Origin of the sequence: Methanosarcina sp. WWM596 (genome assembly GCF_000969965.1) — an archaeon.
Lineage (GTDB): Archaea > Halobacteriota > Methanosarcinia > Methanosarcinales > Methanosarcinaceae > Methanosarcina.
Genome location: NZ_CP009503.1, coordinates 3,764,598 through 3,782,168, shown reverse-complemented (window position 1 = coordinate 3,782,168; position 17,571 = coordinate 3,764,598). Strand labels below are relative to the sequence as shown.

Genomic DNA, 17,571 nt, shown 5'->3' with positions numbered 1-17,571 from the left:
TAAATAATTTCGATAAATAATTTCGATAAACAATTTCGATAAACAATTCTCTGACCGATAAGTAAAGGTGATATTTTGATAAGTGTCAACGAAATGGGATCATACGTCATCGAAGAGATGCTCGATTGGAGTGAAGACCTGAAAACGGAAATAATCAAGCTCGAAAACGGAGCCACAATCATTGACTGTGGAGTTAAAGCCGAAGGTGGATATGAAGCCGGTATGTACCTGGCAAGACTCTGCCTTGCTGACCTTGCTGACCTTAAATACAGCACCTTTGATCTTAACGGCATCAAATGGCCTGCCATCCAGGTGGCAACTGACAACCCGGTAATTGCCTGCATGGCTTCCCAGTACGCAGGCTGGAGAATCTCCGTAGGAGATTACTTCGGAATGGGTTCAGGCCCTGCACGTGCACTCGGCTTAAAACCCAAAGAACTCTATGAAGAAATTGAGTACGAGGATGATTTCGAAGCTGCGATCCTTGTCCTGGAATCAGACAAACTCCCTGATGAGAAAGTAGTCGAATACATTGCAAAACACTGCAGCGTAGACCCGGAAAACGTCACTATCGCCGTTGCCCCTACGGCTTCCATTGCAGGCTCTGTCCAGATATCAGCCCGTGTTGTAGAAACCGGAATTCACAAGTTTGAATCCATAGGCTTTGATATCAACTGCATCAAGAGCGGGTACGGAATTGCCCCTATTGCCCCTATTGTCGGAAACGATGTCCAGTGCATGGGCTCAACCAATGACTGTGTGATCTACTGCGGTGAGACTAACTATACAGTCCGCTTCGAAGGCGAAGTGGCCGAACTCGAAGACTTTGTAAAGAAAGTCCCCTCAACAACCTCCGGGGATTTCGGAAAGCCCTTCTACCAGACCTTCAAGGCAGCAAACTTTGACTTTTTCAAGGTTGACGCAGGCATGTTTGCACCTGCAAGGGTAACCGTAAACGACCTAAAGAGCACAAAGACCATTTCAAGCGGCGGGCTTTATCCCGAAATCCTGCTTGAATCCTTCGGAATCAAGCGCGTTTGAAAGGGCATTTGCCCTTTTTCTCTTTTTTCTCTTTTTTGTTTTTTCTCTTTTTTGTTTTTTTCTTGAGATGCATCCGATTCTCAACTTAACTTATTTAAAGGAATGTCCCCTATCTTATTATAGAAATAGATAATGCCGCAAAGAAAGTGTTCAAAAAGCAGGCTTTTAGTAAAAGATCAATAAGAAGAAGATTTAGGAGAAGATTTTCATGCCAATAATAAACACATCTCAGGGAATAGGGGGAATCCTGAACAGTTTCAGGAGCCTTGTCGAAGGAGCAGAAAAAATTACTTTTGTTGGGACTCCTGGTTTCTGCACCCCTTTTGCCGAACTTCTGGGTTTTGTGGTCAGGGACAGAAAACTTATTTTTATTCCCAATCTGGACTTTGAAAAAGCCAGGTCGATCTCCATGGCTCCTGAGGGAATGCAGCTTGGAGAACCTGTAGATGCTCATGCTGACGTCGCTGTCCTGCTTGGCGGGCTTGCAATGCCAAAGATCGGCGTCAGCCCTGAAAAAGCTGGAGAAATTGCAAGCAAAGTCCTTGAAGGGTCGGAAAAACGAAAAATTATAGGAGTTTGTTTCCAGTCGATGTTTACACAGCAAAAATGGGACGAAGTTATCAACTTTGATTATATTATTAATGCCGACCTGGCTGTTGATGTGCTTGAAACCTGATACTTGAAACTGTAATATGCAGGAAAAAAAATAATCATACTGCTTAAAGCGGTTTACTTAGGAATAGTGAACTACCACTCAGCTAAAGACTGAGTGGCTTCTTGGTTCATTCCTCCCTCTATTGAGGGCAAGTCCCCAAGCTCATCCCCGTAGTCCCTACGGTGTCATAATCCAATTAGATTCTGATCTATGAGAGCGAATTTTTTGATATTGATAGCGGCATTAATGACTCTATCGTGTTTGGTTTTACAGTCTGGACAAATCCATTCTCTGTCTTTTAGCTGAAGCTCTTTATTGTGGTATCCACACACACTACATAGCTTAGAAGAGGGTTCAAATTGTCCTATTCTCAGGACGGTTTTTCCAAACCATTGAGCCTTATATTCCAACTTTGTTACAAAACTACTCCACGCAGAATCACTTATAGCCTGTGCTAAGTGATGATTCTTAACCATGCCTTTAACATTTAAAGTTTCCAGAGCTACAGCTTGGTTTTCGCTAACAAGTCTAAAAGAGAGTTTGTTCTGGAAGTCATTTCTCTGATTTGTTAGTTTGTCATGGAGTACAGCAAGTCTTCGTTTAGCTTTTGCCCTGTTCTTAGAGCCTTTCTGTTTCCTTGAGACTCTTTTCTGTAATACTTTGAGCCTTTTAAGAGAGTTTTTCAAGTACTTTGGATTCTCAACCTTTTCTCCTGTTGAAAGGACAGCAAAGTCTTTGATACCTACATCAATTCCTACTGTTGTTGATTCTGTGAAAGCTTCCTTTACTGGAAGTTCTTTTCCATCTTCAACAAGGATACTGATGTAGTAATGTCCTTTACATGTCCTTGATACCGTAGCCGTTTTAGGCTCTCCTTCAAACTTCCTGTGAAGAACTGCTTTAATTGGTTCTATTTTAGGAAGCTTGATAGTATTATTTTCAAAGTTTACAGTGTAGTGTTGAGGTACAGGGAAAGACTGTATCGGATTCTTTTTTGATTTGAACTTTGGAAACCCTGTTTTCTCTCTAAAGAATCTAGTGAAAGCGGATTCAACCTGCTTAGTCATCCCCTGTAATGATTGAGAGTTAACTTCTCCTAACCACTCATTAGAAGCCTTTAGAGTAGGAATTAATTTGTTTAAGTCAAATCTGGAAATTGATTCCCCTGTCTGCTCATAAGTTTTAATTTTCTGGTCAAGTGCCCAATTATAGACAAATCTACAGCTACCTATATGCTGATTCAATTGAATAGCTTGTGTAGTTGTAGGATAGAGTCTAAATTTGAACGCTTGCATCATACAAAGGCATAATATGCTTTAACAACATATATATATTTTGGTAAATACGAAGTATGAAACACGGAATCATAGCAAATTTTTGTTAATGTATCATGTTATTTTTGTTTGCAAATACCGAAAAGTCATACTTGAACCAATTAGCGAAGAACTCAAACAGATTAGGATTGACATTTCAAAAGAGTCTAACTTTGAAATCCTTGAAATGGAAACTGACAAAGACCATATTCATTTCTTGATCAAGAGTGAGCCGAAAGTTAGCGTTTTGTCAATTGTCAGAAAATTGAAACAAGAATATACTAACAGGTTATGGAAAACTCAAAAAGAATATCTGAAAAAGTATTATTGGGGTGAGAATACGTTATGGAGTGATGGTTATTTTGCGTCTACTATCGGAAATGTGAGTAAAGAGGCGGCAGAATATTACATACGAAATCAGGGTTGAAGTTGACGCTTATATCCCCTGAGCTAAAGACTCAGGGGTTTTACGCTTCTTCATATAAACTTTTTCATAAGAGGGTAAGAAGTTTGCCAGAGAAAAGGGTTCTGATGTTTTCACTCAAGGATCTGGATTCAATTGAAGATTGAGAGGTTCTTTTTCTGGTTTCCTTTCTGAAGAGATTAAGTACACCACTAGAAAAATAGGGTTATGGTCACGAGCGACCTGGAGAAAAGAGCTCAAAAAGTCAGCCGGGGGTCTGCAACCCGGAAAGAACATTACCCACTGGCCAGCCTGAAAGAGTTTTTAAAGGAAGAAGCGTGAAACCCATGAAATCTTAATTTCATGGGATATAAGCGTCAACTTCCTCAACATTATTTTTGATATGCGTTGCCTTCATATGTACCATCGTCTAATATTATATTAGATTAAGGTATGTGAAAATCAAGCAACCTTTTTCCAAGAGTTTACCATCTGGCTCGATAGGTTTTGAATAAATCCACTGTACCAAGTTCATATTCATGTAAAGCCGAAACTGATGTCATGTTAAACCTAAACGGATGAATGGACAGAACTCAGTAGGGATGGTATAGCCCGAATTAACGCTCATGGAGATGCCGATGGTCTTCTATGAAGTGAGAAGCCGCTAAGTCTTTAGCTTAGGGGTAGTTCACATGTATTTATCAAATCCTGCTTTACTTTTGTCATCCGGTGCTAACAGGTAAACTACACCTGCAATCGTACAGTATAAATTTATTATAAAGAAATATCATATCCATCCCATACCTTTTAATATTCCCAACACCGTAACTATGCAGACCTACACACTCATAATCATAATCAGGTGACTTTTCCAATGTATTCTGACCGCATAAACGCATTACCACCATATCTTTTTGCAGCGATCGATGAAGCTAAGGACGAAATGATTGCAAAGGGAGTGGACGTGATCGATCTCGGGGTAGGAGACCCTGATCTGCCGACCCACCCCCACATTGTGGAAGCTTTGCGCGAGGCTGTTCTTGACCCAAAGACACACCAGTACCCTTCTTATGCGGGGATGCCGGAGTTTCGGAAAGCTGCGGCTGAATGGTGTAAGAAATATAAGGGAATTGAGCTTGACCCTTCAACCGAGGTAATTTCCCTCATTGGGTCAAAGGAAGCGGTTGCACATATTCCACTCGCCTTTGTCAATCCAGGCGATGTCGTGCTCTATACCGAGCCAGGGTATCCAGTTTATAAGATAGGTACTCTTTTTGCGGGCGGAGAGCCGTATCCACTGCCTCTAAAGGCTGAAAACAACTTCCTGCCTGACCTGGACTCGATTCCAGCAGATGTCCTGAAAAAGGCAAAGCTCTTCTTCTTCAACTACCCGAACAATCCCACCTCGGCAACTGCTGACATGGCGTTCTTTGAAAAGGTCGTTGAGTTCTGCAAGAAAAACGATATCGTTGCAGTGCACGACAATGCATACTGTCAGATGATCTATGACGGGTATGAGGCTCCTTCTTTCCTTGCAGCAAAAGGGGCAATGGACATAGGAATAGAACTTTACTCTCACTCCAAGACCTATAACATGACCGGCTGGAGGCTCGGGTTTGCAGTCGGAAACAAAGCTCTCATAAAGGGGCTCGGGAAGGTTAAGTCTAATGTGGACTCTGGCGTTTTTGATGCGATCCAGATAGCAGGCATTGCAGCTCTTTCCTCTTCCCAGACCTGCGTTGATGATACCAACCTGGTCTACGAAGAAAGACGCAACGCTCTTATCGAAGGGCTCAAAGCCATGGGCCTTGAAGTAAAACCACCAAAAGCTACCTTCTATATCTGGGCTCCTGTCCCAAAAGGCTTTACCTCAATCAATTTTGCAAAACTCCTCCTCGAAGAAGCCGGAATCGTTGCAACCCCCGGAGTTGGTTTCGGAGACGCTGGCGAAGGTTACATCAGGTTCGCCCTCACCAAGCCGGTCGAGAGGATAAAAGAAGCTGTAGAAAGGATGAAGAAACTGCATTTCTGAACCGAATTAGAACAAATCAGTTAAAAGGATCAAAAGTCAGGCGGCGTAATTCTTAAATCTGCCACCTCCTTTTCTCACTTCCTTTTCTCGTATACTTGTTTCAGGAATGTATTTTATTCAAATATTATCAATAGTCTAGGGCCTTTTACCTGCTTTTTTGGTTGTTCATAACTTCAAATCCGGGATCATTGTACGGCATCTTCCAGAAGCCATTTCCAGATTGGTATGACAATTATTTTCTTTCCCTCTATATCGAATTCGTCTTTGGTGTTTTCTTTGAGGATAAGACCCTCTTCAAGATCATATGCCTTCAGTGCTTCGAGAAGACCCTCTATTTCTCTGTTCTTTGTTTTTGGGTTATCCAGGCTTTTTGTTACCTGTATTGCTTCTTTTACTTCGGTTCCCTCTCAGGTATGAACACAAGGTTTTCAAGCATCTTTTCTCTGTCTTCAGAGAACCTGAATGATATGTTTTGAGCAAGCCCTGTATCTATAAAATAGACTTTTTTGTTTGAGTATATTTGTTTATTCAGCGATTCCGAATACATGGGAATCGTGAACATGAGGTAACTGTTTTCAAAATAATTCAGGTATTCTTTTATTGTAGTCGGGTTCGAAACTTGCAGGGTTTTCCTTAATGAATTGAGACTTAATTCTTTTCCGATGTTCGAGTTTTCCGATGTTCGAGTTTTCCGATGTTCGAGTTTTCCGATGTTCGAGTTCATCATGAAAGCTTGAGTACTCTTATTTATGAGCCCCTGCATAATTCTATAAGATCCAAATTTTAAGAGGATACAGATCAGAATTTCAGGTTCAAAAAAATTCCATATTAGAAAATCGGAAAATTAGGAAATTCTTGTCAGGAAAGTTCCCTACATTTTATCGAAAAAGGAAGAGCACAACAATGATAATTCTGGTAAAGTTTCTTGAATCCGTGCAGGAGATTACGGGGCAGCAGGAAATCTCAGTTAAGATAGGGAAAGGGGATACCGTACACACTGTCCTTTTTGCTCTGGCCTACAATTACGGGCATGATTTCTATGCTGTTACCATCGGCGACGAAAGCGAAACCCCTAAAATAAGGATAATGCTGAACGGAAGGGACATAGGGTATCTGGACGGGTTCGAAACAGACGTGAAAAGTGGAGACGTTCTGGTTCTGTCCTCACAGGAGACATTACCATGAGCCTCCGGATTAATAGCCACATAAACCCGGAAATCGGCTGTATTTGCACCCAACAAAATGCGCTTACAGGCTCATTTTGTTTCAAATAATTTGCAAACCTAACTGACCGTTCAACTTTGATTTATTACTTTTTTCTTTTTACTTTACTGCCTGCCCAGGACAAAAATGACCTCAAATGAGATCTCACGTTCTTTCTTTTCACTCGCCGCTCTCCACTTGAACCCACCCGCGTACCGAAACTATAAACGAACTCAGTAGCTGTGCAGGGGCTTGAATTCCAAAAAATCAACCATGTCGCAGGAGACAACCAAAAAACCAGACCCAAAAAAATCAGACCCAAAAAAACACTTATTTTTTAAGCCATAACTTCCTTACAGAGCAACATGCCAGATCCCACAAAAGAATCCGCAAAAGAGCCTGCGAATGAGCCAGAAAAAGGACTTGAAAAAAGACATGTAAAGCCCGCCATCAAAGAGTATTTCCAGCTAAGGGAAACCATTGTTACGATTGCAGCTGACGACCCTGTCCACATCAAAGCCGCAAAAGACGCCATCAGAGTTCACAGGGCAGCTCTTGAAAATTACATCCTCTCTGACCCTTATTTTCAGCTCACCCTGGAACCCTACGAATGTCCAAAAAACGCCCCTGAAGCAGTCCGGAGGATGGTAAAAGCCGGAAACACTATGGAGATCGGGCCCATGAGTGCGGTTGCGGGCACAATTTCTGCCCTTGCCGTGGAAGCTATGGTAAAAGCCGGAGCAAAATATGCTATTGTCGATAATGGTGGAGATATTGCACTTATCAACGACCGGCCAGTTGTAGTCGGGATCTATGCAGGGCAGTCTCCGATTAAAAACCTGGGATTAATTTTCGAGCCCCGTGACTCGATTACAGGTATCTGTACCTCGGCAGGGACAGTGGGACCTTCAATCAGCTTTGGGATGGCGGATGCAGCTGCAGTATTTTCGGATGACATTTCCCTGGCGGATGCGGCTGCAACTGCACTCGGGAACGAGGTGGGGATAGGAAAGGAATCAGTAGAGTCTTCCTTTAAAGCAGTAAAAGGGGTTCCAGGAATTAAAGGTGCACTCGTGATCCAGGGGGAATACATAGGAATGTGGGGAGAAGTACCGAAAATCACACGAGCAGATGTCAGATACGAATACATCACCAAAGCGTGAATATTCACCTGAAGCCTTTTAGAAACGCTTTTATGTCTAAAGGATTTATTTTCATAGGACTTGTATTAAAAATAGCCTTTTGGCTTGAATTTTTCAACACCAGGGTAAAAACATTAATATATTATCAATTTTTATTTATTATGAGTTATTTTTATTTCCAAGCAGATAGATTCTATTTTTTTTCAATAAATCAAAGAGTATATTCTGCTTAATTTGCCAGGTTTCAGAAAAATTTCCTCCTCTCAAAAATGACAATTACTAACATGCAATTGAATATTATCTTTCATGATTATATTTCCTAGTGAGGAAGATACAGAATGAATGAATATTTGAGGCAGTCTGGTATTGATTTCATTGGGAATGTGCCCTGGGGGACACACTTTTGCCAATTCTACCAGACAAAAGAGGATTTGACTGATATACTTGTTCCCTATTTTAAAGCAGGACTGGAAAATAAAGAATTTTGTATGTGGGTAACATCACAGCCTCTGGATGTGGGAGAGGCAAAAGAAGCTTTAAAAAAGGTTATTTCTGATATTGATGTTTATCTGGAGAAAGGGCAAATCGAAATTATTCCTTACACTCATTGGTATGTAAAAGAAGGGGTTTTCAATTCAGATAGAATCTTAAATGATTGGGTTGAAAAACTCAATTATGCTCTGGAAAGGGGCTATGAAGGACTGAGGTTGGCAGGGAACACTTCCTTGCTGGAAAAAGAGGATTGGGAGAATTTTGTAGAGTATGAGAAAAAAATGGATTCGGTTATTAGCAGTTGCCGTATGATAGCTCTGTGCACCTATTCTCTCGATGTTCACGGTGTAACTGAAGCCATAGGTATTGCCGCAAATCATCAATTCACTCTAGTTAAAAAGGAAAGAAAATGGGAGAAGATCAAAAGTTCCAACCGACAAAATATAATCGAGAGAAAGCGGACAGATGAGGCGCTGCGCCAGAGTGAACAGCGCGTCAGGCTGAAATTGGGAAACATTCTCTCGCCCTCCCGGAAGATGGCTAACCTGGAGCTTGCTGATATTATTGATGCCCAGGCGATCAAGTCTCTCATGGATGAGTTCTATAAGCTTACTCAGATTCCCGTTGGCCTGCTCGATCTCAAAGGCAATATTCTGGTAGGCGTTGGATGGCAAGATATATGCACCGAATTCCACAGGATCCACCCTGAAACCTGCAAGCACTGCGTGGAAAGCGACACAAAGCTATCCGTAGGTGTTGCCCCTGGAGAGTTTAAGCTGTACAGGTGCAAGAACAACATGTGGGATACAGCAACCCCAATCATTGTGGGAGACCAGCACATCGGCAATATCTTTTTAGGACAGTTCTTTTTTGAGGACGAGCCTCTGGACTATGAGCTTTTCCGGACCCAGGCCAGACAATACGGCTTCAATGAGAAGAAATACATAGCAGCGCTGGAAAAAGTTCCAAGATTAAGCAGAGAGACTGTGAATACAATCATGGTCTTCTTCATGAAACTTGCCAACATGCTTTCACAGCTAGGCTACAGCAATATTAAGCTGGCCCGGTCGCTGGCGGAACGCGATGTCCTGGTGGACGCGCTGCGGAAGAGTGAAAAACGTGAGCGTGCTCGCTCGGAGGAACTGGCAGTAGTATTGGATGCCGTGCCTGTTGCGGTATTTTTCGCATGCGATCCAGAGGCGCTTCACATAACCGGTAACCGCCTCTCATATGAATGGCTACGGATTCCTGTAGGTACAAACTTTTCCAAGTCCACTCCTGAAGGAGAGCAGCCTGAGATGTTTAAGTTATTCAAGGATGGAGTGGAGCTGCCGCCTGAAAATATGCCATCGCAGATGTCGGCTACAGGCATAGAGATAAACAACTGTGAGCTAGATATTGCATCTTCTGACGGTGAAATACGACATATATTGGGCAATGCCAGACCCTTGCATGACGAGCAGGGAAACCTGCGCGGATCAATTTCTGCATTCATAGATATCACCGAGCGCAAAAAAGCAGAAGAAGCTCTAAAAAAAGTACATGAAAACCTGGAAGAAAAAGTAAAAGAACGAACAACCCAGCTTGAAAAGGCTTATAAATCGTTAAAAGAAAGTGAAAAAGAGCTAGCTGAAGCTCAAAAAATGGCTCATATTGGAAATTGGGATTGGGATATTACAACTGATAAAACATACAGGTCTGAAGAACTGTATCGTATTTTTGGACGCGAGCCTCAAGAATCAGGTGCATCTTTCGATGAATTTTTAAATTTTGTACACCCCGACGATCGAGAATATGTGAATAATTCAAGAGACTATTTGAATATCATTAAGAAAGGGTTAAGTGGGGAGTCCCAAGGCATTGATTATCGGATTATCTTAGATGATGGGGAAGAACGCACAGTCCATTCACAAACCGAAGTTATTTTTGATGAGAAAAATACCCCAATTCGAGTGAAGGGAACAATTCAGGATATTACTAAGTTTAAAAAATCAGAAGAAAAAATTAAGAATTTAGCGGATATTGTGGAATCGTCAAATGATGCTATTGGAACTCTATCACTTGACGGTGTTATTACAGGCTGGAACAAAGGAGCAGAGCAGGTTTATGGTTATTCAGCCAAAGAAATTCTTGGAAAGACAGTATCCATCCTGGCTCCATCTCATTTAGATGAAGAAACAAAAAGATTAGCTGAAATGGTCAAAAAGGGAGAAAAAATCTACAATTATGAGACTTCAAGGTTAAGAAAAGACGGGAAGGTAATAGATGTTTCATTAAACCTTTTTCCGGTTTTTGACATCTCTGGAAAGCTGACCACTATCTCAGTTATTTCCAGAGATGTAACCGAAAGCAAAAAAGCAGAAGAAAAACTTAAAGAAAGTGAGGAAAAGTACCGCAACATCGTGGAGACAGCCAACGAAGGTATATGCGTAATGGATGCCGATACCATAGTCACTTATGCTAATAAAAAAATGATTGACATGCTCGGATACACCCTGGAAGAAGGGATTGGCAGACCTATATTGGACTTTTTCAGTGAAGAAAGTAAAGCTATCGTCAAACTGAATGTGGAAAAAAGGCGGCAGGATGTCAATGAAAACCATGAATATAAATTAATACGTAAGGATGGTTCATCCTTATGGGTGCTTATAAGTTCTAAATTCCTTTTTGATAAGGATGGCAAGTTTATGGGCTGGATAAGCATGCTTACTGACATCACCAAACGAAAAGAAGCTGAAAAAACCCTGGAAAACACCGAGATTGCCCGTAAAAAAGAAATCCACCACAGAATTAAGAATAACCTGCAGGTAATTTCCTCTCTGCTGGACCTGCAGGCTGAGAAGTTCAATAATAAAGAGTATATTAAGGATTCAGAAGTTCTGGAAGCCTTCAGGGAAAGCCAGGACAGAGTAATATCCATTGCCCTAATTCATGAAGAGCTGCACTCAGGAGGAGGATCCGACACTCTGAATTTCTCACCGTACCTGGAGAAGCTCGTTGAGAACCTTTTCCTAACATACAGCCTTGGTGATGTCGATATCAGCTTAGACATGGATCTTGAAAAAAACATTTTCTTTGACATGGACACTGCAGTTCCCTTAGGGATAATTGTCAATGAACTTATTTCTAATTCCTTGAAACATGCATTTCCAGGCAGGAACATGGGGGAAATTAAGATCAAATTAATTAAGGAAGAAAAAGTAGGAAATGAGCTGAGTAATGATGAAGAACCTGCTGAAAAAGCTACCGGTTATACTCTGATTGTTTCAGATGACGGAGTTGGCATTCCCGAAAAAATTGATTTAGAAAATTCAGATACACTTGGTCTGCAGCTTGTAAACATTCTGGTAAATCAGTTAGATGGCGAAATCAAGTTAAAAAGGGATGCAGGTACTGAATTCAAGATAAGAATTAATGTATAACCGGTTTATACTCATTTATTCACTTTCTACTTCTTTCAATTATGGTGAGACCTGGAAATTAATAAACAGAAGGTATCTTTGCAATAATGTTTTTTATACAAATACTTTTATTAAGGAACTTCTGCATAATTAAATATAAATTCAAAATTCATATCACGTTAAAATTAGCGGTCTGACATTTATTCGGCAGGTTCTCATTTGAATTTAGTTCTTGAGCTGGAGAGTAAGGGGATATTGCCGGAAACCGGAAGATAGACCTGTTTGGAAATTGAAAATATACCCCTGGAGGAGATTATCTATGTTAGGTGGCTATACCGGAAAGATCCTGGAAGTTGACCTTGACAGCGGCGAGCTTAAAGACTTACCGCTTGACGAAGAAATGGCAAAGATGTACCTCGGAGGCAAGGGACTCGGCCTAAAACTTGTATACGATGAGTTCAGACCGGACATGCAGCCCTTTGACCCTGATAACCTGCTTGTGTTTGCAACCGGGCCGGCTACCGGGGAAAAAGTCCCGACAAGCGGACGTTACCATATTGTCTGCAGCAAATCCCCGCAGACAGGAACCGTAGGGAGCGGGAATTCCGGAGGGAAATGGGGTCCCATCCTGAAATTTGCAGGATATGACGCAGTTGTGGTCCGGGGAATTTCAAAAGAACCTGTTTACCTTAGCATCGTGGACGGAAAAGCCGAACTTGTGCCAGCCCCGGAACTCTGGGGAATGACAGTCCATGCTGTCACGGACGAACTGACCGAAAGGAGCAAAAACCCCAAAAAGACATCGGTTGCCTGCATAGGACCTGCAGGAGAAAACCTTGTCCCTTTTTCCGGCATCATGAACGACAAGTACCGGACCGCAGGCAGGACCGGGCTTGGGGCTGTGATGGGGAGCAAAAAGTTAAAAGCGGTCGTAGTTTCCGGGAGCCAGAAAGTCGAGCCTGCAAACCCCGAGCTCCTGAAAGAGCGGGTCGTAGAAGCCATGAAAAAGATAAGGGAGAACCCGGTAACGGCTCCCGACGGAGGGCTTCACACCTACGGGACCGCGGTCCTTGTAAACATCATCAACGAAAGCGGAGCCTACCCGACCCGGAACTTTCAGGAAGCCTATTTTCCGGATGCCGACGAACAGAGCGGAGAAACCCTGGTCAAAAAATACCTGACCGGCCGCGGGGGCTGCTGGGGCTGTCCAATCGTTTGCGGGAGGAAGTCAGACGTGCCTGAAGGACCCTACAGTGTCCGGGATACTGAAGGCCCGGAGTATGAGACCCTCTTTGCCTTTGGTTCCGACTGTGGGATAACGGAGCTTGATGCCCTTATTAAGGCCAACCATCTCTGCGACGAACTGGGGCTTGACACCATCTCCATGGGAGGCACCATCGCCTGTGCCATGGAACTCGTGGAGAAAGGAAAAATCCCGCCAGAAAAAATGCACGGCATGAACCTACGATTTGGGGACCCAAACTCGATGATTGAAGCTATCTGGAGAACCGCCTATCGCGCAGGGATAGGAGCTGACCTTGCTCTCGGCTCGAAAAAGCTTGCAGAGAAATACGAGGCTCCAGAACTCTCCATGGCTGTCAAAGGCCTGGAACTGCCCGCCTACGACCCCCGCCCAATCCAGGGGATAGGCCTGAATTACGCAACCGCAAACCGGGGTGGCGACCACGTCTACGGCTACATGATCTCCCCCGAAATCCTGGGGCTTCCCCTGAAACTTGACCCCTACGCCGTTGAGGACAAGCCGAAATGGACCATCATCCTTCAGGACTTGACCTCAGCCATCAATTCATCGGTTGTCTGCCTCTTTACTTCATTTGCCCTGGGCCTTCCCGAATATGCAGGGATGTTGGCAGCGATTACGGGCTTTGACCTCGATGCCGACAAGCTTCTGAAGCTCGGAGAGAGAGTCACAAACCTCGAGAGGCTGATGAACAACATGTATGGGATTGACCGGAATGAAGACATCCTTCCAAAACGTCTCACGGAAGAGCCAATCCCGTCAGGACCCTCGAAAGGCCAGATATCCCATGTCCCGGAAATGATCGACGAATATTACAGACTCAGGGGCTGGGTTGACGGAAAGCCGACTGCAGAAAAGTTGAAGGAACTTGGGATTGCCTGAGTCCTTCCCCCTCACTTTTTTTATTATGTTATTTAGCATCAATTCATCCTTTTTTCCGGAGAGATAAGCTTGAAAGTACACGTAAAGTTCCTTGCGACTATCCGTGAAATAATAGGAGTTCCCGAAATCGAGCTTGAGCTCCGTCCTGGCGACACCGTTAGAGTTGCCTTGCAGGCCCTTCAAGCCCGTTACGGGACTGAGTTCAAAGAAGCCACAACAGGTACAACCGCCGGCGAGATTCCAAAAGTGAGGTTTCTGGTTAACGGGAGGAACACCGATTTTCTCGAAGAGCTCGAGACCGAATTAAAAGACGGGGACATTATGGTCCTGGTCCCCCCGGTTGCCGGGGGATAAAATAAGAATTCGGAAACGTTTTTCTAGGAGGAAGCGTAAAACCCCGAAGTCTTTAGCTTTAGGGGATATAAAAGGCACAAATAATGCAAGCCCTTTTCAAATCACAGTACTTTCCAGTACTTTCATGCCGGGAAAACAGGAATGGAAAGGTAGAGGGTAAAGAGGAATCCGAAAACCTTTACATTAAAAAGGCTGCTTTCTTAAATGCCTGCCCGATTTAAATGCCTGCATTCCTTATCCCTTAACCCTTCAATTTATTCTCCGGTTCAGTTCAATACTCTTTCTTCTAAATTCAACATATTTTCATTTTCTTCAGATATTTTTATCATTCAGATTTTCAATTTCCTGAGGCTGTTTTTTCGGATCAGTATTTATATGAAGCACCCGCTGTGGGAAGGGAATCTCTATTCCGTTTTCCTGGAGGGTACATTTTATGGTCCAGAGAAGTCTGGTTTTCAGCCCGAACCATTCACTTACAGGAGCCCAGATCCTGACAACTATTTTTACCGAACTTTCTCCAAGGTCGCTTACGAAAACAGAGGGAGAGGGGTTCAGGAGAGCAAACGGCTCCTTATCTATAAGGTCCTCGATAAGCCAGATTGCGGCATTGGCATCATCGCTATAGCGGATCCCAATTGTGTATTCAAACCTTCTGACCGGATGTTCTACAATGTTTGTGATGTTTGTGGTAAAGACCTGCTGATTGGGCAGGCGGACAAGGAGCCCGTCATAGGTACGGATAAGGGTGGAGATTATGCGGATATCGGTGACATAGCCGGCTATCCCATTGATTTCTACCTGATCCCCTATTTTTATGGGCCTTTCAAACATGAGAAAACAGCCCGATACCAGATTTCCAACAATGTTCTGGCTTGCAAAACCGAGGACAATACCTGCGACCCCTCCTGCAAGCAAAAGCCCCGAGGGGTCGAGCCCTATTAAAGGAAGTATCGCAATGAAAACGATAATAAGAGAGCCATAATAAAAGAGTTTGAGGATAGGTTCGCCCACATCCTTACTGACCCGGTCTTTGAGAGATCTGCGCAGGTAAATTGTGAGAACTTTGGAAAGAATGATCGAAAAAGAAAGAATGATTATAAACTTAATCAGATTCTCCGGGGTAACCGGACCCTGTGAGGTAGAGTATAGGGGATAATCAAGAAATTTAATATCAGGAAGAATCAAAAACCCCACTCCATATAAAATTTAAAAGGTACGAAGCCGAGCTTCCGGAAGCCGTAAACACCAAAAGCCTCTTTCCTGACTTTTCGGTCGTTCACAAGAGCACCTTTCAGGTCCCCGTTAATTGACTGCATCTCGAAACCTGTTTCAGCCGTGTTCCGGTTGAGGATATCCATACGGGCTTTCATGAAAACGTCCCCATCATAGTACAGTTTCATCCCGTATGCACTGAAAACAGCTTTTGAGATTGAAGCCCAATCCGAGGAGGTATTTCTGAGGGTAAGCTCCATAACTCCTTCCTGCAGGGGATTGAGTAAAGGTGAAATTGAGTATAACCGGCTTTTCCAGTACTTACAAACAACCCCATTCGAGACCTCTCCGTAAAGGGTAAATTTCTGCCTCACCAGGCTGAACACGTCCAGGACCTGGAGACTCCGATTTTCATTTTCCGAGATAAAAACGCCGATTTCAACTGGAAAAGTCAGAAAAATCTGTTTTTTCTCCCCACCTGCAAGGAGCAGGGTTTTTTCAAACTCTATCAGCAGATTCGGAGTAATTTCTTTTGGCGTATTCAGGGGTTCTACCGGATTTATGATAATTCGCTTTCTATCTCCAAGGATGAACTTTTCCACTTCATCTTTTCCCAGGGTCCTTCTGTATATCCATCTGTCCCCGGTTTTTTCTACCGAAATCGAGATTCCTTCCTGTTTTACTGAAAATGGGGGATCGTAGTAACCGTACATAGTATTCCAGCAGTTAACATATTTCAGTTAATTTCTATATTTCTTTATATTACATCCTAACCATTATAAAAAAATTACTTAGAATAAATATTACAGGGTTGTAGAAAAAGATGGTTTCCAATTAATTGCCCGATCTATTCCGAAATTCGAGAGGAGATTTTTCAGTTTTTCTCTCCCTGCAGCACAATGTGCCTGAACCAGTCGTCATCCAGATAAAAAGTAACCCAAAAACCGACACCTAATTGAGAACAATAATATTGAATGAAATATCTCCGGGACCGAAAGAATATTTATCTTTACCCAGAAAATCTCCAATTTCCTGCGATCCCAAAGCGCAATTCGGGCGAGGCGCAATTCGGGCTTTAGACCCATCTTTTCTTTTTAAAATAAAGAAACATGCTTATTCCTATTAAAGCCATACCCAGCATGACTACAGGATAACCCCAGTGCCATCTGAGTTCCGGCATGTAGTCAAAATTCATACCGTATACTCCTGCTACGAAGGTTAAAGGAATGAAGATAGTGGCTATAATAGTAAGAATTTTCATAATGTCGTTCATTCTGTTGCTTAAGCTCGAGAGGTAAACATCTACCATTGAAGAGAGAATATCCCTGAAGGCTTCGATGGAGTCAATAACCTGAATGGTATGGTCATAAATATCTCTCAGGTAAATCTGCGTACTTTCCTTTATGAGTCCTGACTCGGCTCTCTGAAGACTGTTTATCAACTCCCTGAGGGGCCAGACAGATCTACGAAGGATGATCATATCTCTCTTGTGTTTCTGAATCATCCTCATAGTTTCAGGTGTGGGATTCACTATCAGTTTTTCTTCAAGATCCTCAATCTCTTCCCCAAAGTGCTCAAGAATCAAAAAATAGTTATCAACTATAGCATCAATCAGGCTGTATGCAAGATGGTCCACCCCATTCTTTCGGAGGCGTGAGGCGGGATTTTTTAACCTATCCCTTACAGGATCAAAAACATCTCCTTCCCTCTCCTGAAAAGAGAGGATATAATTGGATCCGAGGATGATGCTTACTTGGTCCATAATTATTTCTTCTCTTTCTTCATCGAGAAGTATCATTTTCAGCACAGTATAAATATATGAATCGTAATCTTCCATTTTGGGGCGTTGCCCCGTGTTTAGCACATCTTCGAGAGTAAGAGGGTGGATATTAAAATAGCTTCCGAGCTTTTCTATAACCTCAATCTGGTCGAGCCCATCGACATTTACCCATAAATTCATTCCGGGCTTGTCTTTAAAGGTCAGGCATTCCCCCACAGTCTGCAGTTCTTTTTCGATAAGTTCCTCGCTGTTATAGGCACAGAGACTGATCACAATCCTCTCTGCCTTTTTTTCCCCCACATACACAAGCGTGCCAGGGGCAAGCCCGACCTGCAATTGTTTTTTCCCTAACTTTGTAAGTCTCAAGGCTCTTCCTCACTTTCGAATAAAAATAACCGCT

Annotated in this window: 14 protein-coding genes; 9 read left to right on the top strand and 5 right to left on the bottom strand. The window is 42.8% G+C overall.

Annotation, left to right across the window (positions count from 1 at the left end; genetic code table 11):
• The first annotated feature begins 75 nt into the window (after positions 1-75).
• Together mch and MSWHS_RS16590 are read left to right on the top strand one after the other, a co-directional pair.
• Positions 76-1,041, top strand: a complete 966-nt coding sequence (mch, locus tag MSWHS_RS16595) for a methenyltetrahydromethanopterin cyclohydrolase (RefSeq protein ID WP_048128340.1) — start codon at positions 76-78, stop codon at positions 1,039-1,041.
• Between the two features lie 208 nt (positions 1,042-1,249).
• On the top strand, positions 1,250-1,717 hold the full coding sequence (locus MSWHS_RS16590) for a DUF2124 family protein (protein WP_048128342.1): 468 nt from the start codon (positions 1,250-1,252) through the stop codon (positions 1,715-1,717).
• Positions 1,718-1,881: 164 nt separating this feature from the next.
• Here MSWHS_RS16590 and tnpB read toward each other — a convergent pair whose 3' ends face one another.
• Entirely contained in the window at positions 1,882-2,994 is a 1,113-nt protein-coding gene (gene tnpB, locus MSWHS_RS16585; RefSeq protein WP_048159442.1) for an IS200/IS605 family element RNA-guided endonuclease TnpB, read from the bottom strand.
• 28 nt (positions 2,995-3,022) lie between these two features.
• Between tnpB and tnpA the strand changes: the two genes are divergently transcribed.
• Both tnpA and MSWHS_RS16575 read left to right on the top strand, forming a co-directional pair.
• Positions 3,023-3,436: an IS200/IS605 family transposase gene (gene tnpA, locus MSWHS_RS16580; protein ID WP_156148175.1), complete on the top strand. Its 414-nt coding sequence runs from the start codon at positions 3,023-3,025 to the stop codon at positions 3,434-3,436.
• A gap of 850 nt (positions 3,437-4,286) precedes the next feature.
• A complete protein-coding gene (locus MSWHS_RS16575) occupies positions 4,287-5,444 on the top strand; it encodes an LL-diaminopimelate aminotransferase (RefSeq protein WP_048128347.1) in 1,158 nt (385 codons plus the stop codon).
• A 391-nt stretch (positions 5,445-5,835) separates the two neighbouring features.
• Here the strand turns inward: MSWHS_RS16575 and MSWHS_RS18660 are convergent, their stop codons facing one another.
• Positions 5,836-6,207 carry a DUF4143 domain-containing protein gene (locus MSWHS_RS18660; RefSeq protein ID WP_156148151.1) on the bottom strand — a complete coding sequence of 124 codons (372 nt, stop codon included), beginning with the start codon at positions 6,205-6,207 and terminating at the stop codon, positions 5,836-5,838.
• 92 nt (positions 6,208-6,299) lie between these two features.
• Here MSWHS_RS18660 and MSWHS_RS16565 point away from each other — a divergent pair, with 92 nt between their 5' ends.
• From MSWHS_RS16565 to MSWHS_RS16545, 5 genes are all read left to right on the top strand, one after another.
• Positions 6,300-6,629 carry a MoaD family protein gene (locus tag MSWHS_RS16565; protein ID WP_156151252.1) on the top strand — a complete coding sequence of 110 codons (330 nt, stop codon included), beginning with the start codon at positions 6,300-6,302 and terminating at the stop codon, positions 6,627-6,629.
• Positions 6,630-7,012: 383 nt separating this feature from the next.
• On the top strand, positions 7,013-7,810 hold the full coding sequence (locus MSWHS_RS16560; protein ID WP_048128358.1) for a UPF0280 family protein: 798 nt from the start codon (positions 7,013-7,015) through the stop codon (positions 7,808-7,810).
• A gap of 317 nt (positions 7,811-8,127) precedes the next feature.
• Positions 8,128-11,703 carry a PAS domain S-box protein gene (locus MSWHS_RS16555; RefSeq protein ID WP_052722761.1) on the top strand — a complete coding sequence of 1,192 codons (3,576 nt, stop codon included), beginning with the start codon at positions 8,128-8,130 and terminating at the stop codon, positions 11,701-11,703.
• A gap of 298 nt (positions 11,704-12,001) precedes the next feature.
• Positions 12,002-13,825, top strand: a complete 1,824-nt coding sequence (locus tag MSWHS_RS16550) for an aldehyde ferredoxin oxidoreductase family protein (protein ID WP_048128361.1) — start codon at positions 12,002-12,004, stop codon at positions 13,823-13,825.
• A 69-nt stretch (positions 13,826-13,894) separates the two neighbouring features.
• A complete protein-coding gene (locus MSWHS_RS16545) occupies positions 13,895-14,179 on the top strand; it encodes a MoaD/ThiS family protein (protein ID WP_048128363.1) in 285 nt (94 codons plus the stop codon).
• 312 nt (positions 14,180-14,491) lie between these two features.
• On the opposite strand, the gene MSWHS_RS16540 is transcribed toward MSWHS_RS16545, so the two are convergent.
• The 3 genes from MSWHS_RS16540 to corA all read right to left on the bottom strand — a co-directional run bounded on the left by MSWHS_RS16540 (position 14,492) and on the right by corA (position 17,537).
• Positions 14,492-15,364, bottom strand: coding sequence for a mechanosensitive ion channel family protein (locus tag MSWHS_RS16540; protein ID WP_231585494.1), 873 nt, complete (start codon positions 15,362-15,364; stop codon positions 14,492-14,494).
• Complete coding sequence (locus tag MSWHS_RS16535) at positions 15,361-16,104, bottom strand: DUF432 domain-containing protein (RefSeq protein WP_048128366.1); 744 nt, start codon at positions 16,102-16,104, stop codon at positions 15,361-15,363. The genes MSWHS_RS16540 and MSWHS_RS16535 overlap by 4 nt, the downstream gene beginning before the upstream one ends.
• Before the next feature lie 362 nt (positions 16,105-16,466).
• Positions 16,467-17,537 (bottom strand): magnesium/cobalt transporter CorA, encoded by a 1,071-nt coding sequence (gene corA, locus MSWHS_RS16530; RefSeq protein ID WP_048159437.1) that lies wholly within the window; start codon positions 17,535-17,537, stop codon positions 16,467-16,469.
• Positions 17,538-17,571 lie beyond the last annotated feature (34 nt).

Excerpts from the sequence above, each read along its gene's own strand:
- MSWHS_RS16590 (WP_048128342.1), top strand. The coding sequence starts at position 1,250 with ATGCCAATAATAAACACATCTCAGGGAATAGGGGGAATCCTGAACAGT.
- tnpB (WP_048159442.1), bottom strand. The coding sequence starts at position 2,994 with ATGATGCAAGCGTTCAAATTTAGACTCTATCCTACAACTACACAAGCT.
- MSWHS_RS16575 (WP_048128347.1), top strand. The coding sequence starts at position 4,287 with ATGTATTCTGACCGCATAAACGCATTACCACCATATCTTTTTGCAGCG.
- MSWHS_RS18660 (WP_156148151.1), bottom strand. The coding sequence starts at position 6,207 with ATGCAGGGGCTCATAAATAAGAGTACTCAAGCTTTCATGATGAACTCG.
- MSWHS_RS16560 (WP_048128358.1), top strand. The coding sequence starts at position 7,013 with ATGCCAGATCCCACAAAAGAATCCGCAAAAGAGCCTGCGAATGAGCCA.
- MSWHS_RS16555 (WP_052722761.1), top strand. The coding sequence starts at position 8,128 with ATGAATGAATATTTGAGGCAGTCTGGTATTGATTTCATTGGGAATGTG.
- MSWHS_RS16550 (WP_048128361.1), top strand. The coding sequence starts at position 12,002 with ATGTTAGGTGGCTATACCGGAAAGATCCTGGAAGTTGACCTTGACAGC.
- MSWHS_RS16535 (WP_048128366.1), bottom strand. The coding sequence starts at position 16,104 with ATGTACGGTTACTACGATCCCCCATTTTCAGTAAAACAGGAAGGAATC.